Raw genomic sequence first — 24,903 nt, 5'->3', positions numbered from 1 at the left:
TTCGCAGCACCAGCTCGCCTGCAACCTAGCCAAAAAAAGAGGAGCCACATTGTGCTCCTCTTTTCCAATCATGCCTGCAGGCTGCATCAATCCTGGTTGATACGGCTGGCGACAGCACCCTGCTGGCTCTTGTACTTGGCATTTTCCCGCTTGTTGTACGGACGGGCTGCGGTGCCTGAGAGCATCTCGAAGTTCAACGCGCCGATCTTCATCTTGGGACGCAACGCCAGCGGCAATTTGCCGCCATTGTAGAACTCCAGCACGATACGACCGGACCAGCCCGGATCGATACGGTGTGCCGTGACATGCACCATCAGACCGAGACGGGCCAGCGAAGAGCGGCCATCGAGCCAGCCGACGATATCTGCCGGCAGAGTGACTGATTCATAGGTCACGGCCAACGCCAGCTGACCCGGGTGCAGATAGAAGGCTTCGCCATCCGGGATATGGATCTCATCGCTCATCACCCGATCGATGGCATCGGCCATCTCGCTGCTCGGGCCGCTCAGATCGATATAGGGAGCAGTATGATCGCGAAACACCCGAAACTCGTTACCCAGCAGCACATCGACGCTGACGCCACTGATCCGTTCTACACCGGGCCGTGGCTCAATGACGATCTTGCCCTCATCCAGATGGCGTTCGATATCGGTATCACACAGACGCATTGGGCGACTCTCCTGACTACTTTGTGCTTTAAAAAAGCCGGGCATCACCCGGCTTGTTTCAACTTAACCAATCAACATGTGGCGGATACGCGCCTTGAGCATGTCGATTGCGATACGGTTCTTGCCACCACGGGGCACAATCACATCGGCATACTGCTTGGAAGGCTCGATGAACTGCAGGAACATGGGGCGTACGGTCTTTTGATACTGCTTGAGCACGGAGTCCATGGTCCGGCCACGCTCCTGCACGTCACGCACCAGTCGGCGCAGCAGACAGATGTCGAGCGGGGTATCCATAAAGATGGAGGCATCCATCAGGTCGCGCAGACGGCTGTCGGTCAACAGCAGAATACCTTCCAGAATAATCACGCGGCGCGGGGCAAACGGAGTTACCTCGCTCATCCGGGTGTGCTCGGTGTAGGAGTACTGGGGAATATCTACCGCATCCCCTTTCAGCAATTGACTCAGGTGCTGAACCAGCAGGTCGTGATCCAGCGCATTGGGGTGGTCATAGTTGGTTTTTACCCGCTCTTCCATGGTCAGGTGGGTCTGATCACGGTAGTAGCAATCTTCGGTGATCACACCAATCTGACCTGCACCCAGTTCTGCCACCAGCTCTTCATAAATGGTCTGGGCTATAAGACTTTTGCCAGACGCGGACGCGCCGGCAATACCGATGATCACACACGAATGTTGAGTATCAGACATGACAAATACCTAAAAGAGAAGAGCAGTGGGGATTGTTTAAACCGATCCATTATATGAAAAAGGGTGGGCCATGCCCACCCTCAAATCCCCATCAGGTGACCGACAGCTGATTATTCATCCAGCGCGACAGTATAAAGCGGGGTCGCAATCGGTTTTGCGCTGAAAAAGAGTTCAGCTCCCACCCTGCGTGCCAGCTTCAAATAGGCCTGAGTCAGGCTTCCTTCCGGCGAACTGAAGACGGTCGGACAGCCATCATCCATGTGCTGGCGGATGTCGATGTGCAGCGGCAGCTGACCAAGCAGCGCCACTTGATACTGCTCTGCCATCTTCTGGCCGCCACCGGTACCGAACAACGGCTCATGGTGACCACAGGCGCTGCAGACGTGGTAACTCATGTTCTCGATGATGCCGAGCACCGGCACATTGACCTTGTGGAACATGGCGATCCCCTTGCGGGCATCGGCCAGCGCCACATCCTGCGGGGTGGTGACGATCACCGCCGCCGAGGTGGGCACCTGCTGGGCCATGGTGAGCTGGATATCACCGGTGCCCGGCGGCATGTCGACCACCAGATAATCCACCTCGCCCCAGCGGGTCTCGTGGAGGATCTGCGCCAGTGCCTTGCTCGCCATGGGGCCACGCCAGATGGTGGCATCCTGCTCGGAGACCAGATAGCCGATGCTGTTGCTCTTGAGGCCACAGGCCATCACCGGCTCCATCAGCTTGCCGTCATGACTAACGGGGCGCTCCTTGAGAGTGCCCATCATGGTAGGGATGGAGGGGCCATAAATATCGGCATCGAGGATGGCGACCCGCGCCCCCTCCTTTTTCAGGGCCAGCGCCAGGTTGACCGCGGTGGTGGATTTACCCACCCCGCCCTTGCCGGAAGCAACGGCGATGATGTTGCGGATCCCCTGCACTGCGTTGAGCCCCTGCGCCCGCGGCATGCTGGCCACATCGATCTCCAATGCCCAATCGATGCGGGAGGCGCCGCTGGCAGCGCGCAATCTGGCGTCGAACTCCTCCTTGAGGGTATCGAGCAGCGACAGCGCGGCAAAGGGCAGCACCAGGCGGACAGAGAGACTTTGATCCTTGCAGATGACGTCGCGCACAAATCCGGCACCGACCAGATCCTTGCTCCAGCCTGCCGGCTTAAATTCGGCGAGGATCTGTTTTACTGAATCAATCACCATTAACTCCTCATTATGTTGTCATTATCTTGAGGTGAACGGTTACCGCACACAAATCAGTGGCTTGCCTGCGGTACAGATGGTGCATCCGGCCAAGCCCGGCACAGCCACAACCCTAGGCAGGCTACCCCCAATTCGGGTAACATGCACGGCACTCTATCATCCCAACAAGCACATCAAGAACGTAATATGGCAACTGATCCTCGTAAAATGCTGGTAACCTGCGCCCTCCCCTATGCCAATGGCTCCATTCACCTTGGCCACATGCTGGAACATATCCAGGCCGATATCTGGGTTCGTTATCAGCGAATGCGCGGTCATCAGGTGCACTTCATCTGTGCCGATGATGCCCACGGCACCCCGATCATGCTCAAGGCACAGCAGATGGGGATCACCCCGGAAGAGATGATTGCTGCGGTCTCCAAGGAGCACCAGGCAGATTTCGCCGGGTTCAACATCAGCTTTGACAACTATCACTCCACCCACAGCGACGAAAACCGCGAGCTGGCGGAGTTGATCTACGGCCGCCTGAAAAATGGTGGTTTTATCAAGAGTCGCACCATCTCCCAGCTGTTCGATCCGGAAAAATCGATGTTCCTGCCGGACCGTTTCGTCAAGGGTACCTGCCCCAAGTGCAAGTCTCCGGAGCAGTATGGCGACAACTGTGACAGCTGCGGCGCCACCTACAGCCCGACTGAGCTTATCGATCCGAAATCTGCCGTCTCCGGTGCCACTCCGGTGATGAAGGACTCCGAGCACTTCTTCTTCGACCTGCCGCAGTTTGAAAAATGGCTGGCAGAGTGGGTACGTGGCTCCGGCGCCATTCAGGAAGAGATGGCCAACAAGATGCAGGAGTGGTTCGAAAGCGGCCTGCAGCAGTGGGACATCACCCGTGACGCCCCCTACTTCGGTTTCGAAATCCCCGGCGCCCCGGGCAAGTACTTCTACGTCTGGCTGGATGCCCCCATCGGTTACATGGCTTCCTTCAAGAACCTGTGCAACAAGCGTGGCGACATCGACTTTGACAGCTACTGGAAAGCGGACTCCGACGCCGAGCTCTACCACTTCATCGGCAAGGACATCGCCTACTTCCACTGTCTGTTCTGGCCGTCCATGCTGGAAGGCGCCAACTTCCGCAAGCCGACCAAGGTCAACGTGCACGGTTATGTGACCGTCAACGGCGCCAAGATGTCCAAGTCCAAGGGCACCTTTATCAAGGCATCCACCTACCTGAACCACCTGGATCCGGAGTGCCTGCGTTACTACTACGCCGCCAAGCTCAACAGCCGCATCGACGATCTGGACCTGAACCTCGAAGATTTCGTGCAGCGGGTCAACGCTGACGTGGTCAACAAGCTGGTCAACCTCGCTTCCCGCAACGCCGGCTTTATCGCCAAGCGTTTTGGCGGCAAACTGGCGGCAACCTGCGCCGAGCCCGAGCTCTACGCTGAGTTCGCCAACGCCCGTACCGCCATTGCGGAGGCTTATGAGAGCCGCGAGTTCAGCCGCGCCATCCGCGAAATCATGGCGCTGGCCGACAAGGCCAACCGCTATGTGGACGACAAAGCTCCCTGGGTCATCGCCAAGCAGGAAGGGGCAGATGCCGAGCTGCAAGCGGTCTGCTCCGTTGGCATCAACCTGTTCCGCGTGCTGATGGCCTACCTCAAGCCCGTCATGCCGCTGCTGGCCGAGCGTGCCGAAGCCTTCCTGGCCGAAACCCTCAGCTGGGATGGCATCGAGATGCCGCTGGTCGATCACACCGTTGCACCGTTCAAGGCCCTCTTCTCCCGCATCGAGCCTGCGAAGATTGAAGCCATGATCGACGCATCCAAGGAAGACCTTGCCAAGGAGCAGGCACCGAAAGTGACCGGCCCGCTGGCTGATGACCCCATCAGCGAAACCATCACCTATGACGACTTCGCCAAGATTGACCTGCGCGTAGCGCTGATCAAGAAGGCCGAAGCTGTACCGGAAGCCGAGAAGCTGCTCAAGCTGCAACTGGATATCGGCGGCGAGACCCGTCAGGTGTTTGCCGGTATCAAGTCCGCCTACAACCCGGAAGATCTGGAAGGCAAGCTGACCGTGATGGTGGCCAACCTGGCACCGCGCAAGATGCGTTTCGGCATGTCCGAAGGCATGGTGCTGGCCGCAGGCCCGGGCGGCAAGGATCTCTGGATTCTGGAGCCGCAGGAAGGCGCCCAGCCGGGCATGCGCGTCAAGTAAGCGCATCGACCCGATAAAAAAGAGGCCTCTGGGCCTCTTTTTTTGTCTCTGCACTCTTTTCGTCTCTGCGACTCTGCGGATTGCTCCCATTGAGGATCCGGCAAGATGGTTAGAGCGGACTATCCAGCATCGCCACCTTGAGCCCCACCAGTTCCGCCTGCTGGCAATCGAGGCGCCGCAATCGCGTCACTATCTTGCGCTTGAGTTTGCACCTCACCCTGCGTTGCCGCTTGTTTCCTTTCAGGGTACGCCGCCACTGCCGCCAATCCTGCAACTGCCCGAGCCGCTCCTGCCAATGACTAAAGGCGCTGACCCACTGCGCCTCCCCCGCCCCCAGCTCCAGCAGCAACTCGGCGCCGTAGCGCGCCTGTTTTATCTCAAGGCGCAGATGATGCCAGCGACGCAGCTGCTGGCGATGGGAGACGTTGCCAGCCGGGTGCTCATCAAGTCGGCTCAATGCCCCATCGAGGCGACGGGCCAGGTGGCGCCGGTAGTGACGAGCCAACCCCGAGGTATCGGAAATTTGCTCTAATTCATCCAGCCAGTGGGCAAGCAGGCCCGAAAAAAGGGGAACCGTCACCCTGGGCAAGACGATTGTGGATGACGCGCCAAAGCGCGCGGCGTAAACCTGTGCGTCGCGCAGGGCCGAGAGTCGGCCAATGGCTCGCTGCAACCGTCGTTCCAGTTTTGGATGGCAAAGGGCGGGTCGCCACAATGCGAGCAGCGCCTGCATGCGGCGCGCTGCGATGCGGTAACCATGGACATGGGTTTCGCTCGCTTCACGGCGCACCGCGCGAGCAGCATGGCGGTAGCTGGCAACCAGCACCCGGGCCTGCGCCAGCAAGGGATCACGCGTATCGGCAACCATGATGTCCCCGGCAGATCAGTTGGTATGAAAGCCCTGACCGCTTGGCGGCAGCGCCTCTTCATACTCCATCCGGGTCACCCGGGCGGTGCGCGGGCCATGTTCCAGCCAGCCCAGCATCATCTGTACCCCCTGCGTCGGCCCGCTGATGAGGATCTCCACCGACCCATCCTCCAGGTTGTAGGCATGGCCGCGCAGCCCCAGCTGCAAGGCACGCTCGCGGGTGAAGTAGCGAAATCCGACCCCTTGCACCTGCCCCCACACCCGAATGACAAACGATTGCTCTCCCATTTCTCACACCTTCTGCTTAAGAAAAAAATTCCCGAGATGATAATGTGCCCGACACTCTATCTCTGCAGGATGCAGCTCCATTATGAAAGAAGTTAAATTCCGGTGGGTTGACCGCTATCTCATTCACCTCACCATCAGTGAAAAATTCCACATCGCCTTCTGGCTTCCCTTGCTGATCATCGCCTTTCTCAGCTGGTATCTGCTGGCAAACAGCCACGAGCAGGAGATAAAACTCAAGGTTGAGCAGTTGCAGCAGCGGGTCGAGACCACGGCACAACTGGTCAGCCAGCAGCCAACGCTCACTCTGCCAGCCGATCTGCGCATCCAGCCACAAGGGGTGAGCGGACTCGAACAACAGGGCGATCGCTACCGCTTCACCGCACCAGCGGGCCAGGCTGGCTATGTCACCGGCGAGCTCGACACCAGTACGTCCTCCATGTGGGATGATCAGGGCACCACGCTCACCATGGTTGGGGCGCTGGCTGCCCTGATGGCACTGGTGATCCACTACATGATGACCTTTGTCTCCGGCGCCCTGTACTCCACCAACAAGGCGCTGCAAACCGTGGCCGACGGCGATCTCACCTTCCGCCTCAACTTCTTCCCGGTCCGCGACGAGTTCTCTACCCTGGCGGGCAGCATCGACCGCTTTACCGACCGCCAGCACCAGATCGTCAAGCTGGTCGAAGAGTCTGCCGAGGCGCTGACCATGGCCGCCGACGAGTTTCGTGACCACGCCAGTGAAGGCGAAAACATGGCGCGCGCCCAGCGCCAGCACATGGATTCGCTGGCCACCGCCATGGAACAGATGTCAGCCGCCATTCGCGAAGTGGCGCGCAATGCCAACGACACCCTGCAGCAGACCCGTCAATCGAGCGAAGAGGCGGCCAATGGCGCCAACCGGGTGGCCCGTACCATAGAGGCGATCCGCACTCTGGCCGACGAGATTGGCAATGCCTCCGGCGCGGTAGAGCGCCTGACCCACAATGCCAACCGCATCAACGAGGTGGTAAGCGTCATCAACGCCATCTCCCAGCAGACCAACCTGCTGGCCCTCAACGCCGCCATCGAAGCGGCCCGCGCCGGTGAGCAGGGGCGCGGCTTTGCGGTGGTGGCCGACGAAGTGCGTACCCTCGCCAGCCGCACCCAGCAGGCAACGGTCGAGATCCAGAAGATGATCGAAGAGCTGCAAGCCGGCACCGGAGCGCTGAACGACATCATGGAGAAAACCGTGGGTCGCGCCGCCAGCAGCCAGCAACTCATCAGCGAGGTGGGGCTCGATATCGAGAAGCTGAGCAATCACAGCGATGCGGTGCTGGAGATGAGTACCCAGATCGCCACTTCCAGCGAAGAGCAGAGCTCGGTGGCCGCCGAGATCACCCACAATCTGGATCAGGTACGCCATGAAGCAGCGCAGGTGGAGGAGTCTGCCAGCGCCTCGGTGGCTGGCACGCAGGGGCTGAAAGCCACCGCCAGCGAGCTGACCCGGGCACTCAAGGGGATCCGGATCTGATCTGTCAGTCACATCCGGTTCGGGCACGCTGATGCACCGGGCCGTTTGAGTTTTACCTGCGGGCCACATAGAATGTGGCCCCTTTTCTTTTGACCATCTGGCAAACATCCATGAGCGCTTCCATCTATCTCGTCAAAGGCCGCGAAAAATCCCTGCTGCGTCGCCACCCCTGGATCTTCTCCAAGGGGATTGAGCGGGTTCAGGGCAACCCCATTGACGGCGATACCGTCGAGATCCTCACCCATGACGGCAAATGGCTTGCTCGTGGCGCCTGGTCGGGCAGTTCCCAGATCCGTGCCCGGGTCTGGACCTTCGACAAGGATGAGACCGTCGATCTCGACTTCTTCATCCGTCGCCTCAAATATGCGCAAGAGTCCCGCGACGGGCTCATCAAGCGTCAGGGCCTCACCGGTTATCGCCTCTGCGCTGCCGAATCCGACGGTCTGCCGGGTCTGACCATCGATCGTTACGCCGATTTTCTGGTGTGCCAAATTCTCTCCGCCGGTGCCGAGTTCCAGCGTGAGCTGATAACGCAAGCACTGCGTACCCTCTACCCCGAGTGCAGCATCTATGAGCGCTCCGATGTAGCAGTGCGCAAGAAGGAAGGGCTGAAAGAGCGCACCGGCGTCATCTATGGCGAGACCCCGAACGAGCCGGTGGTCATCGAGGAGAATGGCGGCGTCAAGATCCTGGTGGATATTCGCAACGGCCACAAAACCGGTTTCTATCTGGATCAGCGGGATAACCGTCAGGCTGCCGCCAAGTACACCGAAGGCAAGCGGGTGCTCAACTGCTTCTGCTACACCGGTGGGTTTGGCGTCTATGCCCTCAAGGGTGGCGCCAAGGAAGTGGTCAACGTCGACCTCTCCCAGAATGCGCTGGATATTGCCCGCCAGAATGCCGAGCTGAACGGGCTGGATACCAGCAATACCCAGTTCGTCCGTCACGACGTGTTCAAGCTGCTGCGTGAATATCGCGAGAAGGGCGAGAAGTTCGACGTCATCGTGCTGGATCCACCCAAGTTCGCCGAGAGCAAGGCACAGCTGCTGGGTGCCTGCCGCGGCTACAAGGACATCAACATGCTGGCGTTCCAGCTGCTGGCACCGGGTGGCGTGCTCTTGACCTACTCCTGCTCCGGCCTGATGGAGCAGAGCCTGTTCCAGAAGATCGTTGCCGATGCGGCGCTCGATGCCGGTCGCGATGCCCAGATCCTGGAGCTGCTCTCCCAGGCCTCTGATCACCCTATCGGTACCGCCTATCCGGAAGGCTTCTACCTCAAGGGGCTGGTGGTACGCGCCCGCTGATCGGCAACCACCCTCCCCTTGTGATCAATCAGGCCCCTTGCGGGCCTGATTGTTTTGCTTAACGCCTATAGACCTGACCCTCGCACCGTTGACCACCCTCTCTGCTTTATGGGTGTTCTCTCTCCTCCTCTTTCCCTGCCTGCGTCCCACGTCTTTACCTGTTTAAATTTTTTGCACAATAACTGCACATTTATGATTTAAATCACACCCGTATGACTCTCTTTTCCGTAGTGTGATCCCGCCTGCGGCAGCCAAGCCGGGGCAACCGTCCTATCAGGATTGATGGACGGTACAACAACAAAAATCGATGTCAGGCCAAGCTGAACATCACAAGGGATCCCGTTATGAATCAATCATTGCCGCTGTTAACGCCGCTGCGGGGCTTCGCTGCCCTGATGGTGGTGCTGTTCCATGCCCGCTTGCTGCTCTTTCCCCAGTGGATGGAGTCGATCGCAGGCCACACCCAACTCATCGAGAATGGCTACCTCTGGGTCGATCTGTTCTTTATTTTGAGCGGCGTGGTGCTGGCCCATGTCTATGGAGAGGCCTTTACCCGCACGCCTCGCACCGTGAGCTATGGCCGTTTTCTCTGGCTGCGGCTGACCCGCGTCTACCCCCTCTACCTCGTCACCCTGCTACTGCTGGTCGGCTGGGAGCTTTACAAGGCGCAGCACGGGGTGGGCTTCTACGCCGGCCCCTTGTTCAAGATGTGGGAGTGGGAAGGGATGCCCCCCTTCGGCTCCCCCTTCACCCCGGCCGAGGCGCTGCCGAGCGCCTTCCTGCTGCTGCAGGTGGTGACCGATCACGGGCTGACCTGGAACTTCGCCGCCTGGTCGCTCAGCGTGGAGTGGATCAGCTACCTGCTGTTCCCGCTGCTTATTCCACTGGCGGTCACCCGCAGTCGCTGGAGTCATCTCGCCCCCCTGCTGGCGCTGACGGTGCTGGCCTTTATCGTGCACAGTCGCGGCACCCTGGATGTCACCAGCGGCGCGCTGGCGGTGGGGCGCGGGGTGAGTGAATTTGTGCTCGGCCTCTGGCTGCTGCCAAGGGTCAAGGCAGCAAAAGGCTTGCCCATGATGAAGCATGATCTGCCGCTGCTGATCGGCTCCTACGTGCTGCTGATCTGGATTGCCGCCTGCCAAGGCAATCGCCAAAGCCCGCTGCTGCACCTCCTGGATAACCGCTTCACCAACTGGCTGGGGGATCTCTCCTACTCCATCTACCTGCTCCATGCGCTGGTGCTGCTCACCGGGTGCGAGCTCATCCACTATCTGGCGCCGGGGATCACCGAGTGGTGGTATGGCCAGACCAACCCGCTGCTGGGGGTGGTAGCAACCTTGCTGATGCTGGCGGTGCTGATCGGGCTCTCGGCGTTGAGCTACAACCTGCTGGAGCGGCCACTGCAACGGCGCCTGCGCCGCTGGGGCAAGGCTCGCCAGCCGGTGCTGGAGCAAGCCGGCTAATCTGCTTTCGCCCGCTGATTGCCCCGCAGAGGTCAAGCCAACCTCTGCGGGGCAAATCCACGAGAGCTCACCCCCTGCCGATAACTGAGCGGCTCATGCCAGCGCCCTCCTCCCTAACCCTCCACCCGCCAATCCCCTTCGCTTTGTGTGAATTCCTGTTCGAACCAGAGGGGGCATTTGTGGCATAATGCCCTGTCCTGTGGCCCTTGGCGGGGCTGTGTTGGCGCATCTGTCGCCTCTTCTTCCCCGTCCTACCCGGCAGCCCTGCGTGACTGCCTGACATCACTGCTTCCAGAAGCAGCCAAGGCCACCTATTTTTGCGGCTCTTTACATGACGGTAGATGGCCGCGCATTGACCAAGATGGCTCCCACAGAGCCTCTGCACACGGTGCACAAACAAGGGGTAAGTATGTCTTCCATTCGTCTGACCCAATACAGCCACGGCGCTGGCTGTGGCTGCAAAATCTCTCCCAAGGTGCTCGACACCATTCTCAAGAGCCAGATCCCGGGCTTCAACGACCCGACCCTGATCGTTGGCAACAGCAGCAAGGATGACGCGGCCGTGGTCGATATCGGCAACGGTCAGGGCATTGTCTCCACCACCGACTTCTTCATGCCCATCGTCGATGACCCCTTCACCTTTGGCCGCATCGCCGCCACCAATGCCATCAGCGATATCTACGCCATGGGCGGCAAGCCTATCGTTGCCATCGCCATCCTCGGCTGGCCCATCAATACCCTGGCGCCGGAAGTGGCCCAGCAGGTGATCGACGGCGGCCGTCAGGTGTGCCACGAAGCGGGGATTTCGCTGGCCGGGGGTCACAGTATCGATGCCCCCGAGCCCATCTTCGGCCTTGCGGTCACCGGTATCGTGCCTCTCAACGCCATCAAGCAGAACGATACCGCCAAGGTGGGTGACACCCTCTATCTGACCAAGCCCCTCGGTATCGGCATCCTCACCACCGCCCAGAAGAAGGGCAAGCTTAAGCCGGAACACGAGCAACTGGCCCCCAACGCCATGTGCACCCTCAACAAGATCGGTCAACGCTTTGCCGAGCTACCGGGTGTCCACGCCATGACCGACGTGACCGGTTTTGGTCTGGCTGGCCATCTGCTGGAGATGTGCGAAGGATCCAATGTCAGCGCCCGCCTCGACTTCAAGGCACTGCCGCTGCTGGACGAAGTGGATTACTACCTCGCCGAGGGCTGCGTCCCGGGTGGGACCCTGCGCAATCACGACTCCTACGGACACAAGCTCGATGCCATGGACGATCGCACCCGCAACATCATGTGCGATCCGCAAACCAGCGGCGGCCTGCTGGTCGCAGTGGGTAAAGAGAGCGAAGCCGAGCTGCTCGCCATCGCGCGCGAAGCTGGCCTTGCGCTCTCGCCCATCGGCCAGATCAAGCCCCTTGAGGGCTCCCGCTTTATCGAGATTGTCCAATGAGTGAATTGCCACTGGCCACGGACTACGCCCAACTCTTTTTGGACAATGTGCCGTTGATTGATGTGCGCGCCCCCATCGAGTTCAAGGAGGGGGCCTTCCCCTGCTCGACCAATCTGCCCTTGATGACAGACGATGAGCGCGCCCAGGTGGGGACCTGCTTCAAGAAGCAGGGTCAGGCCGCCGCCATTGAGCTTGGACACAAGCTGGTGGGGGGAGCAGTACGTGCCGAGCGACTCGAAGGCTGGCTGGCGCAATTGCGCCAGCAGCCCGATGCCGTACTCTACTGCTTTCGCGGCGGCCTGCGCTCGCAAACCGTACAACAGTGGCTGGCTGATGCGGGGGTGACTCGCCCCCGCGTCGCCGGTGGCTACAAGGAGCTGCGCCGTTTTCTGATCGACACCCAGGACAAGGCCTCTGCCGAGTGTCACTGGACTGTGCTCACCGGCATGACCGGCTCCGGCAAGACCCACATGCTCGATCAGGTGACCCAGGCGGTGGATCTGGAGGGGCATGCCCATCACAGGGGCTCCTCCTTCGGTCAGCTGCCTGGCGGCCAGCCCAGCAACATCAACTTTGAAAACAACCTCGCCATCGAACTGCTCAAGCGCCGCCATCGCGGCGAACACGCCTTCGTGGTCGAGGACGAGAGCCGGCTGATTGGCCGCTGCTGCCTGCCCCTCTCCCTCCATGAGGCCATGAGTCAGGCACCGCTGGTGGTGGTGGATGTTCCGCAAATCGATCGGGCCGAGCAGATCCGCGAAGATTACGTGCACGATCTCTGGCTGCGCTATCAAGCCATGTATGGCCAAGAAGAGGGATGGCCACTGTTTGCTGCCTACCTCACCGATGCGCTGGCCCGCCTCAAGCGCCGTCTTGGCGATCAGGCCCACCGCGAGCTGGATGCCCTGATGCAGACCGCCCTCACCGAGCAGGAGAAGAGCGGTGATACCGCGCTGCATCTGGCCTGGATCACCTTGCTGCTGACCCGCTACTACGACCCCATGTATCTCTACCAGCTTGGCAACAAGCAGGAGCGCATCGTGTTTCGCGGTGACAAGCAGGCCTGCCTCGACTATTTCGCCGAGCAGCATGCCAGCGCGCTGCGCGGCTGACCCATCCCAAGAGAGGAACTCTATGTTGAAATTCGAGGTGATCCCGGTCACCCAGTTCGCCCAGAACTGCTCCCTCATCTGGTGTGACGAGACCCATCAGGCGGCCCTGATCGATCCGGGCGGCGAAGCGGACAAGCTGCTGGCCGCCATCGCCAAACGCGGCCTGACCCTGACCCACATCCTGCTGACCCACGGTCATCTGGATCACGTCGGTGCCGCCGCCGAGTTGCGGGAAAAAACCGGCGTCGCCATCACCGGCCCCCATAAGGAAGACGCCTTCTGGCTCGACATGCTACCCCAGCAGAGCCAGATGTTCGGCTTCGCCCATACCCCCGCGTTCACGCCGGATCGCTGGCTTGAGCAGGGTGACAAGGTGCAGCTTGGCCAGTGCGAGCTGGATGTCTACTTCTGCCCCGGCCACACCCCGGGCCATATCGTGCTGCTCTCCCAAGCCGAGCAGCTCGCCTGGGTTGGCGACGTGCTCTTTGCCGGCAGCATCGGCCGCACCGACTTCCCCCGTGGCGATCACGGGACGCTGATAAAGTCGATCACCGAGGCCCTGCTGCCACTGGGTGACGAGATCGTCTTTATCCCGGGCCATGGCCCCAGCTCCACCTTCGGCCGCGAGAAGGCGAGCAACCCCTACCTGACCCAGCCTCTCTGGTGATCAAAAAAGGCAGCGGTGTTCCGCTGCCTTCTTCACTCCTCCCATCTCTAGCAGCAGCCAAATTGATCGCTTGGCCAGATCGGCCACCCCATCATTGCCTCTCTCTGAATGTTGCCCAATAAAAAATCCCCACCCGAGGGTGAGGATTGATTCATAGGTGCAACAATAAGTGTGCTTATTGTTCCAAAAGGTGACCGACCAGCTCATGGCGCCACCCTTGCAGCAGCATGGGTTTGTCGGCACGAGCACGCTCCGCATCTCCCATCCGCCAGCTCCAGGTGAAGTACTGGTGGATGATCTTCTTGCTGGCAATCAGCTCGGGCGGAATGTTGCTCGCTTTGGCCTTCTCCTCCACCAGCGCCTTGATCCGCTTGAGCTCACCCTTATACTGGGGATAGTCCACCAGCCGGCGAATGGGCTCGGGCCAGCTGTCGGGATCGCTCTGCTGCGCCCTAGCAACGATATCGAGCATCCGCTTGCCGTGGATCTTGATCTCGATAGGCGAAAGACCGAGCTCGTTGAGATCGCGCAGGGAAGCGGCGCGGCGCTCAGCTACCTTGAACAGGTGCAACTCTTTGACCACAAAGTTCAGAGCCAGATCGCGGCGTACCGCCTCCTGCTGGCGCCAGGCGGCCAGTTCACGCAGGATGGCCAGTTCGCGGCGCCCCAGTTGCCAGGCGTTGACGATATCGAGATAGGCCTGACGGGGATCGCTGCCCTGGGTCTTGCGGGCGGAGTGGCTGTGGCACTCCTGCTCGAACCAGGCAAACTTGCCGCTTTCACGCAATTTGGCCATCACCTTCTCGTAGAGCGGCATCAGGTAGAAGACGTCAGCCGCGGCATATTCAAGCTGGCGCGGGGTCAGCGGACGGGCCAGCCAGTCGGTACGGGCCTGATCCTTCTCCAGCTCCACGCCGAGGAACTCCTTGACCAGCGCGCCGAAACCGACCGATACGCCGTGGCCGAGGAACGCGGCAGCCAGCTGGGTGTCGTGCATCTGGTTGGGCAGATGGCCGGCCTGATGCTGGATCAGCTCCAGATCTTCACCGGAGGCGTGCAAAATGGCGATCTGCCCTGCCCGGCCAAGCCGCTGCCAGAGCGGTGCCAGATCGAGAGTAAGCGGGTCGAGCAGCGCCAGTTGCTGGCCGTCATAGATCTGAAACAGGCCAAGCTGGGGATAATAGGTGCGGGTGCGAACGAATTCAGTATCGATAGCCAAGGGAACGTCGGCCAGAGAAGCGAGATACTGCTCAAGTTCGGCTTGCTGAGTGATAAGTTGATATTGCATCTGTGCCTGCGCGGTTGATCAGGGCCAAAAAGAAAAAACCGTGGGATGACCCACGGTTTTGCATCACTGCGACACACCAGAAAGCCGGTGCAGCGCCTTACTGCTTGGCAATCTCCTCGTCACGCAGTACGCGGCGCAGGATCTTGCCCACATTGGTCTTGGGAAGTTCGTCACGAAATTCTACCAGTTTCGGCACCTTATAGGCAGTCAGATGTTTGCGGCAGTGGGCAATAATCTCGTCCTCCTGCAGCTTTGGATCTTTCTTGACCACAAAGATCTTCACCAGCTCGCCGGAGACTTTGTGTGGCACGCCGACCGCGGCCACTTCCAGCACTTTCGGATGGAGCGCCACCACATCTTCGATCTCGTTGGGATAGACGTTGAAACCGGAGACCAGGATCATGTCCTTCTTGCGATCGACGATCTTGAAGAAGCCCTGCTCGTCGCACACGGCGATATCACCGGTACAGAGCCAGCCATCCTGCATCACTTCGGCAGTGGCCTCGGGGCGCTGCCAGTAGCCGACCATCACCTGCGGGCCGCGAACCTGCATTTCGCCCGGGGTACCGAATTCGTGGATCACCTGACCGTTGTCATCCACCAGACGGATATCGGTGGAGCAGACCGGCAGGCCGATGGAGCCGTTGTAATCGCTCAGATCGTAAGGGCAGACGCTCACCAGCGGTGAGCACTCGGTCAGGCCGTAACCTTCCAGCAGCGGGGTGCCGGTCAGCTTCTTCCACTGCTCCGCCACTGCGCGTTGCACCGCCATGCCGCCACCTATGGTGAGCTTGAGCTTGTCAAAAGCGATGCTCTGGAACTCGGCATTGTTGACCAGGGCGTTGAACAGGGTGTTCACACCGGTGATGCAGGTGAAGGGGTATTTCTTGATCTCTTTGACAAAACCCGGGATATCGCGCGGGTTGCTGATGAGCAGGTTGTAACCGCCAAGGCGCATAAAGAGCAGGCAGTTCACGGTCAGTGCGAAGACGTGGTAGAGCGGCAAGGCGGTAACCACGAACTCTTTGCCCCGCTCCAGCATGGGGCCATAGACGCCGAGGCACTGCTCGACGTTGGCAATCATGTTGCGGTGAGTCAGCATGGCCCCCTTGGAGAGACCGGTAGTACCGCCGGTGTACTGCAGGAAGGCGAGATCTTCGCAGGCAATCTCCGGTTTGATGTACTGCTGATAACGCCCTTTGGCCAGCGCCTGGCGCATGGTGGTGGCGTGCGGCAGGTTATATTTGGGTACCAGCTTCTTGACGTATTTCACCACGAAGTTGACCAGGGTGCCCTTGGCCAGCCCCAGGTTGTCACCCATGCGGGTCAGGATGACGTGCTTGACCGGGGTGTCGTAGACCACTTTTTCCAGGGTATGGGCGAAGTTGGAGACGATAACGATGGCCTTGGCACCGGAGTCCTTGAGCTGGTGCTCCAGCTCGCGCGGGGTATAAAGCGGGTTGACGTTGACCACTATCATGCCGGCACGCAGGATGCCAAACACGGCGATGGGGTATTGCAGCAGGTTCGGCATCATCACCGCGACCCGATCACCCTTCTCCAGCTTCAGCTCGTTTTGCAGGTAGGCAGCAAAGGCGCGGGACTGCTCTTCCAGTCGGCGGTAGGTGATGGTCTGCCCCATGTTGACGAAAGCGGGCTGGTCGGCGAACTGGCTCACTGAGGATTCAAACATCTCGACCAGCGAGCTGAACTGCTCCGGATTGATCTCGGCGGGGACCCCTTGTGGATAACGCTTGAGCCAAACTTTTTCCACGAACTTCTCCTGCATAACTAGCACCTGTGCGCTCACTCTGTTGCCTCCGTCCCTGTTCACATCGATTTCAATCAACTGTTTTAAGCACGTACTCTAATGCCGCCCATATTTACACAGCGCAACATCAATTAACAGCAAATTAACAACGGAAAAATGTGAGGGGGATGACAAACCTGGAATTATAGAAAGCCGATGATTCTACCGAACTTGACAAAAATTTACGATACAAACGGCGGTTTCTGCGCCATTTTCCATATGAAAATGGTGATTTCCCGGCAAAATCACCTGCTCTATCTGCCTGAAGGCCCCCTGTCGCAACTGCCACTGAGCCTCCAGCTCGGCAAATCCCTGTTCACCGCGAATAAAGAGCACCGGGCAGCAGATTGCCTTGATCAGCGCCTGCGCCTGTCCCTCGCTCATTCTGAGCGGCGAGAGATCCCGCAAGCGGGGATCGCTGCGCCACTGCCAGCGTCCTGCCCGCTCCTCGAGTTGCCGCTCGCAGATAAGGCGCGCTGCCGCAGGCGTGATATCTGCCACCTTGCAGCGCGCCGCGACCGCTTCATCGATGGAGGCAAAGCCGCCCGCGCTTCGCTCGCGGGTGCGGCTGCGATTGAGGATCGCTCTCCTTATCTGGGCGGGAGCCGCCTCGTCAGGCTGCGTGAGCGGTCCGAGCCCCTCCAGCAGAATGAGCCGCTCTATCTGTTCGGGGAACACGCCAGCATAGGCAGAAGCGATGAGGGCGCCAAGGGAGTGGCCCAGCAGGGTGAAACGGGACCAGCCTGCGGTTTGGGTGATCTGGTAAAGATCGTCGAGCCAGTCGACAAAGACATAGGGCGTGGTTTTGTGATCGGAGTGACCATGCCCCGGCAGATCGACACACACCAGATGAAAATCATCGAGATACGGGGCGAGAGGCAGAAAGCTGGCACCATTGTCGAGCCAGCCATGCAGGGCTATCAACAGCGGCTTTTGTGGCTGCTCGGAAGCCGCTAGCCGGTTCTCGAGCAAGGCCACCCGGCGGCCATCCGCCAGGGTGACGAAACGCTCTTGCATCGGGGTACTCAATGCCTGCTCCTAGCGATGGAGTGGCCGTCTTGGCCAGAAGGGATCGTAAAAGGGGTCGTAGAAGTAGGGATCCACATAGCGAACCTCCACCTCCTTGACCGGCGGCCACAACTTGCTGCCCGTTACATTGAGCACCGAGAAGCGATAGTTGTGCTCGCCAATCTGGCTATCCACCGATTTACCTATGGTGCCGAGCACCGTCAGGCTGCGCCCCTTGGCATAGAGGGTCGGGTCGACAAAGCCCTTCATGATGGCCAGAAAACGGCCGGGGCTCTGCTCGGTCTGCTCCGGCACGCCGTTGGCCTGCAGCGGCAGATAAACCACCTCGATGACACTCTGATCCGCCTTGTTGTGCACCGCGGAAATGATGCCGCTCCAGCGGGCAGGCTTGCCTTCCATACCACCGAGGGCCGGCTGATAGGCCACCAACTGGTTCTCCGGTTGATAGACCAGCTCCTTGGGCACCGTACTGCAGGCCCCGAGCAACAGGGCGGTCGCCCCAATCACCATCGCACGTCTCAACATGTCACTCTCCTCTCGCCGAACGGCCCCAAGGCCACGACACAACCCATGACAGGGCGAGTCTCGGTGGCAGAGGCGACATGAAAGCCATGGCGCCTTTGCCCTTATTCGCGACCCGGCAGCTTTTTCCAGGTCACCTTGTCACGCAAATATACCGGGGTCGCCAGCTCGACCGCTACCACTTCACCCGCCAGCCAGGCGGTGCGGGCCAGCGGCAACATATCTTCTGCGGCCGGGAAACGCACCTGGCTGACCACCAGTTCGTCGGCAAGGGCCTTTAGGGTCTCACCATAGGTCTCAAAACCGGTGCCGACACAAGTAAAGCGGCCAGAGTGCTTGCCACGGGCTTCCACCAACGCGGCCGGGCCACTCACCACCTCTTCCCCCACCAGTTGGATGCGACCATCGATCAGCTCGTAGTGACCGAAATAGACCTCGTCCATGCGTGCATCGATGGCGGTCAGCACCCGCTCGGCCCCTTCCAGCCGATGAGCCCCTTGCGCCATGGCCGCCAGGGTGGAGATGCCAATCAGCGGCACGCCAGCACCAAACGCCAGCCCTTGTGCGACGCCAATACCGATCCGCACGCCGGTAAAGGAGCCCGGGCCACGGCCAAAAGCGATGGCATCGAGCTTGTCCAAGGTTATCCCCGCTTCATCCAACAGAGCCTGAACCATCGGCAGGATCTTGCGGGTGTGATCCCGTGGCGCCTCCTCCCAACGGGAGAATACCTTGTCACCCACCAGCAAGGCGGCGGAGCAGGCTTCGGTGGCGGTATCAACGGCCAGGATCTTCAACTCGTTCATGCTTTCCAATCTCTATAAAATCAGTCAATTACATAACGGGCAAGCAAGAGATGCTCGCCCGTTGTTCAAATCGTTTGTTAGCGACAATCCCCCACCTGAACGGCTGCGACAGGCCATATGTCAGGCGGGTATATTCAACTGCGGTCAAAAAAATTGCCCAGCGTCGCCAGCTCGCGGGTTCGCGGAATGGCAGGCAAACTCTTGATGAAGGTGGCGCCGTAGGGTTTGTTGACCATTCGTGGATCACAGATAACCAGCACGCCGTGATCACTGCGATCACGAATAAGCCGCCCCACCCCCTGTTTGAGCGCAATCACCGCCTTGGGCAGCTGAAGTTCGGCAAAGGGATCGCCGCCCTTTAACTTGCAATCCTCCACCCGTGCCTTGAGCTGAGGGTCATCGGGGCTGGCAAAGGGAAGTTTGTCGATGATAACACAGGAGAGCGCAGCGCCTCGCACGTCGATCCCCTCCCAGAAGCTGCTGGTCGCCACCAGCACGGCGCGGCCATTCTCGACAAACTCCTTGAGCAGCCGCTGCTTGTTGTCCTCCCCCTGCAGCAGCACGGTACGGCCAATCTCCCGACGCAGCACCTCGGCGACCTGACGCATCACCTGATGGCTGGTGCAGAGGAAGAAACAGCCCCCCGGTGTCTTGTTGATCAGCGGGATCATCAAATTGGCCAGCTGCTCGCCGCGGCCAAAGGCGTTGGGCTCGGGCAGGAAACGCGGCACGCAGAGCCGCGCCTGCTCGCCATAATCAAATGGACTGTCGAGGATTAGCTCAGCACTGCCCGCCAGTCCCAGCTCGGCCTTGAAGTGATCAAAACGTTGATCGACAGTCAGCGTGGCAGAGGTAAAGACCCAGGCCACCTCGGGGCGCAGCACCTCTGAGCCAAAGCGCTCGGCTACCGAGAGCGGGGTCAGGTTGAGGGTAAAGTGCAGCCGTGAGCAGTCATACCAGTAGGAGAATCCGGTCTGATTGACCGCCAGCACCTCGCCAAGGCGGGTGCGCAGCTCACTGATCCGCTCGAAGGCGTGATCAAGCTGTTCACCCCGTCCCAGCGCCAGCTTCAGCACTTCATAGCAGAGCCCGATGGCATCGTTAAGACGAGCCAGTGCCTGGCCCCAGAGCGGTTGGCGCAGCATGTCGCGGGTATTACCGCGACCACCATCCACGCCGAAAGCGAGCCGCAGATCCTGACTGGCAATGGCAAGCCGGTCGGCCGCCTTGCCGAGCTGGGCCATGTCGTGGGCCTCGGCCCGATAGGCAAGCTGGATATCCTGTGCCAAATCCAGAATGGTACGGCTGCCCACCGACTTGCCAAAGTAGCTGGTGGCGATCTCCGGCAGCTGATGGGCTTCATCAAACACATAGACCTGAGCTTCCGGTATCAGCTCGCCAAATCCGGTGTCTTTGACCGCCATATCGGCGAAGAAGAGGTGATGATTGATCACCACCACTTGGGCGTCCATGGCGCGGCGGCGGGCCACCACCAGATGGCAGTCGTCGTAATAGGGGCAATCGCGACCGAGGCAGTTTTCATTGGTGCTGGTGACGTGAGCCAGGATCTCGGCATTCTCCTGCAGCCCCGGAATATCCCCCACGTCGCCATTGTCGGTGGCGGTGGACCAGGACTTAACCTTGACCAGATCATTGAGTACTTCCGGCTTTTGCAGATGGGATTCACTCAGGAGCCGGTTCATCCGCTCGATGCAGAGATAGTTGCTGCGCCCCTTGAGCAGGGCCACTGGCGGGGTATAGGAGAGCGCACCAGTGATGGTCGGGAGATCCCGATAGAAGAGCTGCTCCTGCAGGTTTTTGGAGCCGGTGCTGATCACGATCCGTTTGCCGGACTCCAGCGCCGGCACCAGATAGGCGTAGGTTTTGCCGGTACCTGTCCCCGCCTCCACCAGCAAGCGACCATGGCTTTTGATAGCGCGGGCGACCGCCTCGGCCATCTCCAGCTGGGGAGCGCGAGCTTTGAAACCGTCGATATGGCTGGCCAGAGGGCCATCTGGTTTGAACAGGGTCTGGATGGTCAAAGGGGCGTCCCGCGGTCAAAGCGGCCATTATGCCAAAAGTGCGGCAAAAGCGGGACAGATAATCTGCTCAGACGAAGAGATCGATCTGGTGGTCGGGATCCGGCTTGTGATCACTCTCTTCCACCTTCTGCTGATCGTGCTTTTTCTGACTATAAGCCTGCTCGCGCTGCTGGGAGTCACTGTTGTCAGTGCTGGTCTTGCGCAGCTGATGCTTCTTGCTGATCTGGTTCACTTCCCGCTTGATCTCTTCGCTGCCGGGGGTGGCGGGTGCCCGGGGCAAAATGGGGAACAACAGGTCCTGGCTGGGCATGATACGAACTCCTGCAAGGGGTTATTGTCTAGTTATCGACCAGAAAACCGTTTTCTCAACTTTAATCGACCAAATTACATTTTCCGGTTGCTTTTTCCGTCAAGGCAGGTAGTTTAAATCGGGCGTCAATTACGACATCTTATTTGTAAAGGATTGATTACATGCAGTTCACCAGCCTGAAGACTCATCACCACCATCATCATCCCGAATAGTCTTTCAGGAGGTTGACTGCTGGAAGACACGTTACTGGTGACTTCCAAAAGGACCGCAAGATTCATAAACCCTCGGAAGCACCCACTTCCGAGGGTTTTTTCGTTTTTGACTAAAAGGAAATCGAGCAATGGAAACACAACGTCTGCGTATCGCCATGCAAAAGTCCGGTCGTCTTAGCCAGGACTCCCAGGCCCTGTTCAAGAGCTGCGGCCTCAAGATCAACCTGCGCGAGCAGCGCCTTATCGCCCATGTCGAGAACATGCCCATCGATATCCTGCGGGTGCGCGATGACGACATCCCGGGGCTGGTAATGGAAGGGGTGGTCGACCTTGGCATCATCGGCGAGAACGTGCTGGAAGAGGTGCAGCTGATCCGCGCTTCTCAGGGTCAGCCCTTTGCGGTCAAGACTCTCAAGCAGCTCGATTTTGGCGGCTGCCGCCTCTCGCTGGCGGTGCCGGAAGACGTAACCTACACAGGGCCAGAGAGCTTGGCCGGCAAACGCATCGCCACCTCCTATCCCGGGCTGCTCAAGCGCTTCTTCGACGAAAAGGGTCTCGGCTTCAAGAGCGTGATGCTGGGCGGCTCGGTGGAAGTGGCGCCGCGCGCGGGTCTCGCCGATGCCATCTGCGATCTGGTCTCCACCGGTGCAACCCTGGAAGCCAATGGCCTGAAAGAAGTAGAGGTGATCTACCGCTCCAAGGCGGTACTGGTACAGTCCCCCAACCCCTTGTCCGATGCCAAGCAGAAACTCATCGACAAACTGCTGCCCCGCATTCAGGGGATGCAGCAGGCGCGCGAGAGCAAGTACATCATGCTGCACGCCCCCAAAGACAAGCTCGATGCCATCACCGATCTGCTGCCGGGTGCCGAGCGCCCCACCATCATGCAACTGGCCGGTGACACTAATCAGGTGGCGCTGCACGTCGTCTCCAGCGAGACCCTGTTCTGGGAGACCATGGAGCAGCTCAAGGCCCTCGGTGCCAGCTCCATTCTGGTGCTGCCCATCGAAAAGATGATGGAATAAGGAAGGGACATCATGCAGACCCTGATCTGGAAGACCCTCTCCCCCGCCCAGCAGGCCGATGTACTGACCCGGCCCGCTCTCAATGACGAGGCCGATATCGGCGCCGTGGTCAAAGAGATCATCGCAGCGGTGCGAAGCCGTGGCGATGAGGCCCTGCGCGAGCTGAGCCAGCGTTTCGAGCGCGCCCCCCGTGAACAGTTGCGTGTTAGCGAGGATGAGATTGAAGCCGCCTGCGCGCGGCTGGATGACGGCATCAAAAGCGCCATCGAAGCAGCTATTGCCAACATTCGTACCTTCCACGCCGCGCAAGTTCAGCCCGTGGTACGGGTAGAAACCCAGCCCGGGGTGGTCTGCGAGCTGCGCACCCAGCCTATCAGCCGGGTCGGTCTCTATGTGCCGGGAGGCAGCGCGCCGCTCCCCTCCACCGTGATGATGCTGGCCATTCCGGCTGCTATCGCCGGTTGCCGTGAAGTGGTGCTCTGTACCCCGTCCCCCGCCAGCGACGAGATCCTGTTTGCCGCCCGCGCCTGTGGCGTCGAGAAGGTGTTCGCCATCGGCGGCGCCCAGGCCATCGCCGCCATGGCTTACGGCACACAGAGCATCCCCAAAGTGGACAAGATCTTCGGCCCTGGCAACGCCTATGTGACCGAAGCCAAGGGCCAGGTTTCGCGCGACTGGCGCGGCGCCGCCATCGACATGCCCGCCGGCCCCTCCGAGGTGCTAGTGATTGCCGACGAGAGCGCCAACCCGGCCTTCGTGGCGGCGGATCTGCTCTCCCAGGCCGAGCATGGCCCAGACAGTCAGGTAGTGCTGGTGACCACCTCGCCCCTGCTGGCCGATGCCATCGCAGGGGAAATCAAGAGCCAGCTGGCCAAGCTGAGCCGCCGCGATATCGCCGCCCAGGCGCTCGGCAGCAGTCTGGTGATCCTCTGTGACGATCTGGCCGAGGCATGTGCCATCTCCAACGCCTACGCGCCGGAGCACCTGATCGTGCAGACCCGAGCCCCGCGCGATCTGCTGGACCTGCTTGAAAATGCCGGTTCCATCTTTCTGGGAGCATGGACACCGGAATCGGTCGGCGATTACGCCAGCGGCACCAATCACACCCTGCCAACTTATGGCTATGCCCGCACCTGTTCCAGCCTTGGCCTCGCCGATTATCAGCGCCGCTACACGGTGCAGGAGCTGAGCGCCGAAGGCATTCGCGGCCTTGGCCCTATCGTCGAGCGCATCGCCGAGGCCGAGGGGCTCGATGGCCACAAAAATGCCGTCACCCTCAGATTGAACGCCCTGGCCGCCGCGCCCCAACCAACAGCACAGCAGAAGGATTTGTTATGAGCATTGCCAACCTGGCGCGCCGCGTGGTGCGGGCCCTCACCCCCTATCAATCCGCCCGCCGCATCGGCGGCAAGGGCCACGTCTGGCTCAATGCCAACGAGGCGCCACTGGCCTATCCCTTCACCATCGAGGGGAGCCGTCTCAACCGCTACCCCGAGTGCCAACCGGCCGAGGTGGTGAACGGCTATGCCGCCTACGCTGGAGTCAATCCCGATCAGGTGCTGGTGAGCCGTGGCGCCGACGAGGCCATCGAGCTGCTTATTCGCACCTTCTGCGAAGCGGGTGAAGATCAGATCCTCATCTGCCCGCCCACCTACGGCATGTACGCCATCAGCGCCGAGACCTGTGGCGTTGGCATCGTCGAACAGCCGCTGACCGCCAGCCGCCAACCGGACTGGCCCGCCATCGCCGATCGCCTGTCCGACGTGAAACTGGTGTTTCTCTGCTCCCCCAACAACCCCACCGGGGATCTGGTGGGGCGCGACGGCCTTATCGCCCTGCTGGAGAAAGCGCGGGATCGCGCCATCGTGGTGGTGGACGAGGCCTATATCGAGTTCTGTCCTGATGCGTCCGTGGTGGACCTGCTGACCCGCTTCCCCAATCTTGTGGTGACCCGCACCCTCTCCAAAGCCTTTGCTCTGGCGGGGATCCGCTGCGGCTTTACGCTGGCAAGCCCCGAGGTGATCGCCATGCTGGCCAAGGTGATCGCCCCCTATCCCATCCCCGAACCCATCGCCCAGATCGCGGCGCAGGCTCTCTCCCCCATGGGGCTGGAGCTGATGCGCGAGCGAGTGGTGGAACTCAACAAGCAAAAAGCCGCCTTCAAGGCAGAGCTGACAAAGCTTGCCTGCGTGAAGGAAGTATTCGAGGACAAGGGCAACTTCGTGCTGGTGCGCTTTGTGGATGGCGCCACCGTCTTTGCCGCCATGAAAGCCGCCGGCATCATTCTGCGGGATTTCTCCAGCAAGCCGAGTCTGGACAACAGCATTCGCATCACAATCGGCTATCAGGGCGAGATGGATGCCGTGCTGGCGGTATTGCGTGATCTGCCCTCTCCCTCTTTTTAAGAC

Annotated in this window: 22 protein-coding genes and 1 other annotated feature; of the genes, 10 read left to right on the top strand and 12 right to left on the bottom strand. The window is 60.1% G+C overall.

Going from position 1 to position 24,903, the window contains the following annotated elements; all coding sequences use genetic code 11:
• Positions 1–86 precede the first annotated feature (86 nt).
• The 3 genes from dcd to apbC form a co-directional block, all read right to left on the bottom strand.
• Positions 87–668: a dCTP deaminase gene (dcd, locus tag AAHA39_RS03365; RefSeq protein ID WP_041207718.1), complete on the bottom strand. Its 582-nt coding sequence runs from the start codon at positions 666–668 to the stop codon at positions 87–89.
• 63 nt (positions 669–731) lie between these two features.
• On the bottom strand, positions 732–1,376 hold the full coding sequence (udk, locus tag AAHA39_RS03360; RefSeq protein ID WP_041207717.1) for a uridine kinase: 645 nt from the start codon (positions 1,374–1,376) through the stop codon (positions 732–734).
• Between the two features lie 110 nt (positions 1,377–1,486).
• Positions 1,487–2,569 (bottom strand): iron-sulfur cluster carrier protein ApbC, encoded by a 1,083-nt coding sequence (gene apbC, locus AAHA39_RS03355; protein ID WP_320654861.1) that lies wholly within the window; start codon positions 2,567–2,569, stop codon positions 1,487–1,489.
• Between the two features lie 186 nt (positions 2,570–2,755).
• On the opposite strand from apbC, the gene metG reads away from it, so the two are divergent.
• A complete protein-coding gene (metG, locus tag AAHA39_RS03350; RefSeq protein ID WP_320654863.1) occupies positions 2,756–4,789 on the top strand; it encodes a methionine--tRNA ligase in 2,034 nt (677 codons plus the stop codon).
• Positions 4,790–4,898: 109 nt separating this feature from the next.
• On the opposite strand, the gene AAHA39_RS03345 is transcribed toward metG, so the two are convergent.
• Together AAHA39_RS03345 and AAHA39_RS03340 are read right to left on the bottom strand one after the other, a co-directional pair.
• Positions 4,899–5,657: a CHAD domain-containing protein gene (locus AAHA39_RS03345; RefSeq protein WP_320654866.1), complete on the bottom strand. Its 759-nt coding sequence runs from the start codon at positions 5,655–5,657 to the stop codon at positions 4,899–4,901.
• A 15-nt stretch (positions 5,658–5,672) separates the two neighbouring features.
• Complete coding sequence (locus tag AAHA39_RS03340; RefSeq protein ID WP_033113652.1) at positions 5,673–5,945, bottom strand: acylphosphatase; 273 nt, start codon at positions 5,943–5,945, stop codon at positions 5,673–5,675.
• A gap of 82 nt (positions 5,946–6,027) precedes the next feature.
• On the opposite strand from AAHA39_RS03340, the gene AAHA39_RS03335 reads away from it, so the two are divergent.
• The 6 genes from AAHA39_RS03335 (at position 6,028) to AAHA39_RS03310 (ending at position 13,451) form a co-directional block, all read left to right on the top strand.
• Entirely contained in the window at positions 6,028–7,458 is a 1,431-nt protein-coding gene (locus AAHA39_RS03335) for a methyl-accepting chemotaxis protein (protein WP_320654869.1), read from the top strand.
• Between the two features lie 110 nt (positions 7,459–7,568).
• The gene (locus AAHA39_RS03330; RefSeq protein WP_025201720.1) at positions 7,569–8,762 is read left to right on the top strand and encodes a class I SAM-dependent methyltransferase; all 1,194 of its coding nucleotides are present in this window, start codon (positions 7,569–7,571) and stop codon (positions 8,760–8,762) included.
• Between the two features lie 344 nt (positions 8,763–9,106).
• Entirely contained in the window at positions 9,107–10,225 is a 1,119-nt protein-coding gene (locus AAHA39_RS03325; protein WP_320654871.1) for an acyltransferase family protein, read from the top strand.
• 409 nt (positions 10,226–10,634) lie between these two features.
• Positions 10,635–11,672, top strand: a complete 1,038-nt coding sequence (gene selD, locus AAHA39_RS03320) for a selenide, water dikinase SelD (protein WP_150997707.1) — start codon at positions 10,635–10,637, stop codon at positions 11,670–11,672.
• Positions 11,669–12,784 (top strand): tRNA 2-selenouridine(34) synthase MnmH, encoded by a 1,116-nt coding sequence (gene mnmH / locus AAHA39_RS03315; RefSeq protein WP_320654874.1) that lies wholly within the window; start codon positions 11,669–11,671, stop codon positions 12,782–12,784. The genes selD and mnmH overlap by 4 nt, the downstream gene beginning before the upstream one ends.
• A 22-nt stretch (positions 12,785–12,806) precedes the next feature.
• Positions 12,807–13,451, top strand: coding sequence for an MBL fold metallo-hydrolase (locus AAHA39_RS03310; RefSeq protein WP_320654876.1), 645 nt, complete (start codon positions 12,807–12,809; stop codon positions 13,449–13,451).
• 175 nt (positions 13,452–13,626) lie between these two features.
• Here the strand turns inward: AAHA39_RS03310 and rnd are convergent, their stop codons facing one another.
• From rnd to AAHA39_RS03275, 7 genes are all read right to left on the bottom strand, one after another.
• A complete protein-coding gene (rnd, locus tag AAHA39_RS03305) occupies positions 13,627–14,739 on the bottom strand; it encodes a ribonuclease D (protein ID WP_042030934.1) in 1,113 nt (370 codons plus the stop codon).
• A gap of 97 nt (positions 14,740–14,836) precedes the next feature.
• The gene (gene fadD, locus AAHA39_RS03300; protein WP_108570586.1) at positions 14,837–16,513 is read right to left on the bottom strand and encodes a long-chain-fatty-acid--CoA ligase FadD; all 1,677 of its coding nucleotides are present in this window, start codon (positions 16,511–16,513) and stop codon (positions 14,837–14,839) included.
• Between the two features lie 198 nt (positions 16,514–16,711).
• A complete protein-coding gene (locus AAHA39_RS03295) occupies positions 16,712–17,578 on the bottom strand; it encodes an alpha/beta fold hydrolase (RefSeq protein WP_320654883.1) in 867 nt (288 codons plus the stop codon).
• Between the two features lie 9 nt (positions 17,579–17,587).
• A complete protein-coding gene (locus AAHA39_RS03290; protein ID WP_320654885.1) occupies positions 17,588–18,103 on the bottom strand; it encodes a Slp family lipoprotein in 516 nt (171 codons plus the stop codon).
• Between the two features lie 101 nt (positions 18,104–18,204).
• On the bottom strand, positions 18,205–18,906 hold the full coding sequence (tsaB, locus tag AAHA39_RS03285) for a tRNA (adenosine(37)-N6)-threonylcarbamoyltransferase complex dimerization subunit type 1 TsaB (protein WP_320654887.1): 702 nt from the start codon (positions 18,904–18,906) through the stop codon (positions 18,205–18,207).
• Between the two features lie 134 nt (positions 18,907–19,040).
• Entirely contained in the window at positions 19,041–20,948 is a 1,908-nt protein-coding gene (locus AAHA39_RS03280) for an ATP-dependent DNA helicase (protein WP_320654889.1), read from the bottom strand.
• 67 nt (positions 20,949–21,015) lie between these two features.
• Entirely contained in the window at positions 21,016–21,258 is a 243-nt protein-coding gene (locus tag AAHA39_RS03275; RefSeq protein ID WP_041207701.1) for a hypothetical protein, read from the bottom strand.
• Positions 21,259–21,445: 187 nt separating this feature from the next.
• Positions 21,446–21,574: a sequence feature (His leader region), on the top strand.
• 24 nt (positions 21,575–21,598) lie between these two features.
• Here AAHA39_RS03275 and hisG point away from each other — a divergent pair.
• The 3 genes from hisG to hisC are packed head-to-tail and all read left to right on the top strand — an operon-like array spanning position 21,599 to position 24,900.
• Positions 21,599–22,495: an ATP phosphoribosyltransferase gene (gene hisG / locus AAHA39_RS03270; RefSeq protein WP_042030928.1), complete on the top strand. Its 897-nt coding sequence runs from the start codon at positions 21,599–21,601 to the stop codon at positions 22,493–22,495.
• A 12-nt stretch (positions 22,496–22,507) separates the two neighbouring features.
• Positions 22,508–23,833, top strand: coding sequence for a histidinol dehydrogenase (gene hisD, locus AAHA39_RS03265; protein ID WP_320654893.1), 1,326 nt, complete (start codon positions 22,508–22,510; stop codon positions 23,831–23,833).
• A complete protein-coding gene (hisC, locus tag AAHA39_RS03260; protein ID WP_320654895.1) occupies positions 23,830–24,900 on the top strand; it encodes a histidinol-phosphate transaminase in 1,071 nt (356 codons plus the stop codon). The genes hisD and hisC overlap by 4 nt, the downstream gene beginning before the upstream one ends.
• Positions 24,901–24,903: the final 3 nt, after the last annotated feature.

The sequence above is a fragment of the Aeromonas sp. SE22 genome, assembly GCF_038739755.1.
GTDB classification, from domain to species: Bacteria; Pseudomonadota; Gammaproteobacteria; order Enterobacterales; family Aeromonadaceae; genus Aeromonas; species Aeromonas jandaei.
The sequence above is the reverse complement of the archived record's forward strand: the minus strand, read 5'-3'. Positions and strand labels throughout refer to the sequence as shown.

What these genes read in the sequence shown, in the direction of transcription:
- dcd (WP_041207718.1), bottom strand. Translation starts at nt 668, where the DNA reads ATGCGTCTGTGTGATACCGATATCGAACGCCATCTGGATGAGGGCAAG.
- udk (WP_041207717.1), bottom strand. Translation starts at nt 1,376, where the DNA reads ATGTCTGATACTCAACATTCGTGTGTGATCATCGGTATTGCCGGCGCG.
- apbC (WP_320654861.1), bottom strand. Translation starts at nt 2,569, where the DNA reads ATGGTGATTGATTCAGTAAAACAGATCCTCGCCGAATTTAAGCCGGCA.
- metG (WP_320654863.1), top strand. Translation starts at nt 2,756, where the DNA reads ATGGCAACTGATCCTCGTAAAATGCTGGTAACCTGCGCCCTCCCCTAT.
- AAHA39_RS03345 (WP_320654866.1), bottom strand. Translation starts at nt 5,657, where the DNA reads ATGGTTGCCGATACGCGTGATCCCTTGCTGGCGCAGGCCCGGGTGCTG.
- AAHA39_RS03340 (WP_033113652.1), bottom strand. Translation starts at nt 5,945, where the DNA reads ATGGGAGAGCAATCGTTTGTCATTCGGGTGTGGGGGCAGGTGCAAGGG.
- AAHA39_RS03335 (WP_320654869.1), top strand. Translation starts at nt 6,028, where the DNA reads ATGAAAGAAGTTAAATTCCGGTGGGTTGACCGCTATCTCATTCACCTC.
- AAHA39_RS03330 (WP_025201720.1), top strand. Translation starts at nt 7,569, where the DNA reads ATGAGCGCTTCCATCTATCTCGTCAAAGGCCGCGAAAAATCCCTGCTG.
- AAHA39_RS03325 (WP_320654871.1), top strand. Translation starts at nt 9,107, where the DNA reads ATGAATCAATCATTGCCGCTGTTAACGCCGCTGCGGGGCTTCGCTGCC.
- selD (WP_150997707.1), top strand. Translation starts at nt 10,635, where the DNA reads ATGTCTTCCATTCGTCTGACCCAATACAGCCACGGCGCTGGCTGTGGC.
- mnmH (WP_320654874.1), top strand. Translation starts at nt 11,669, where the DNA reads ATGAGTGAATTGCCACTGGCCACGGACTACGCCCAACTCTTTTTGGAC.
- AAHA39_RS03310 (WP_320654876.1), top strand. Translation starts at nt 12,807, where the DNA reads ATGTTGAAATTCGAGGTGATCCCGGTCACCCAGTTCGCCCAGAACTGC.
- rnd (WP_042030934.1), bottom strand. Translation starts at nt 14,739, where the DNA reads ATGCAATATCAACTTATCACTCAGCAAGCCGAACTTGAGCAGTATCTC.
- AAHA39_RS03290 (WP_320654885.1), bottom strand. Translation starts at nt 18,103, where the DNA reads ATGTTGAGACGTGCGATGGTGATTGGGGCGACCGCCCTGTTGCTCGGG.
- tsaB (WP_320654887.1), bottom strand. Translation starts at nt 18,906, where the DNA reads ATGAACGAGTTGAAGATCCTGGCCGTTGATACCGCCACCGAAGCCTGC.
- AAHA39_RS03275 (WP_041207701.1), bottom strand. Translation starts at nt 21,258, where the DNA reads ATGCCCAGCCAGGACCTGTTGTTCCCCATTTTGCCCCGGGCACCCGCC.
- hisG (WP_042030928.1), top strand. Translation starts at nt 21,599, where the DNA reads ATGGAAACACAACGTCTGCGTATCGCCATGCAAAAGTCCGGTCGTCTT.
- hisD (WP_320654893.1), top strand. Translation starts at nt 22,508, where the DNA reads ATGCAGACCCTGATCTGGAAGACCCTCTCCCCCGCCCAGCAGGCCGAT.
- hisC (WP_320654895.1), top strand. Translation starts at nt 23,830, where the DNA reads ATGAGCATTGCCAACCTGGCGCGCCGCGTGGTGCGGGCCCTCACCCCC.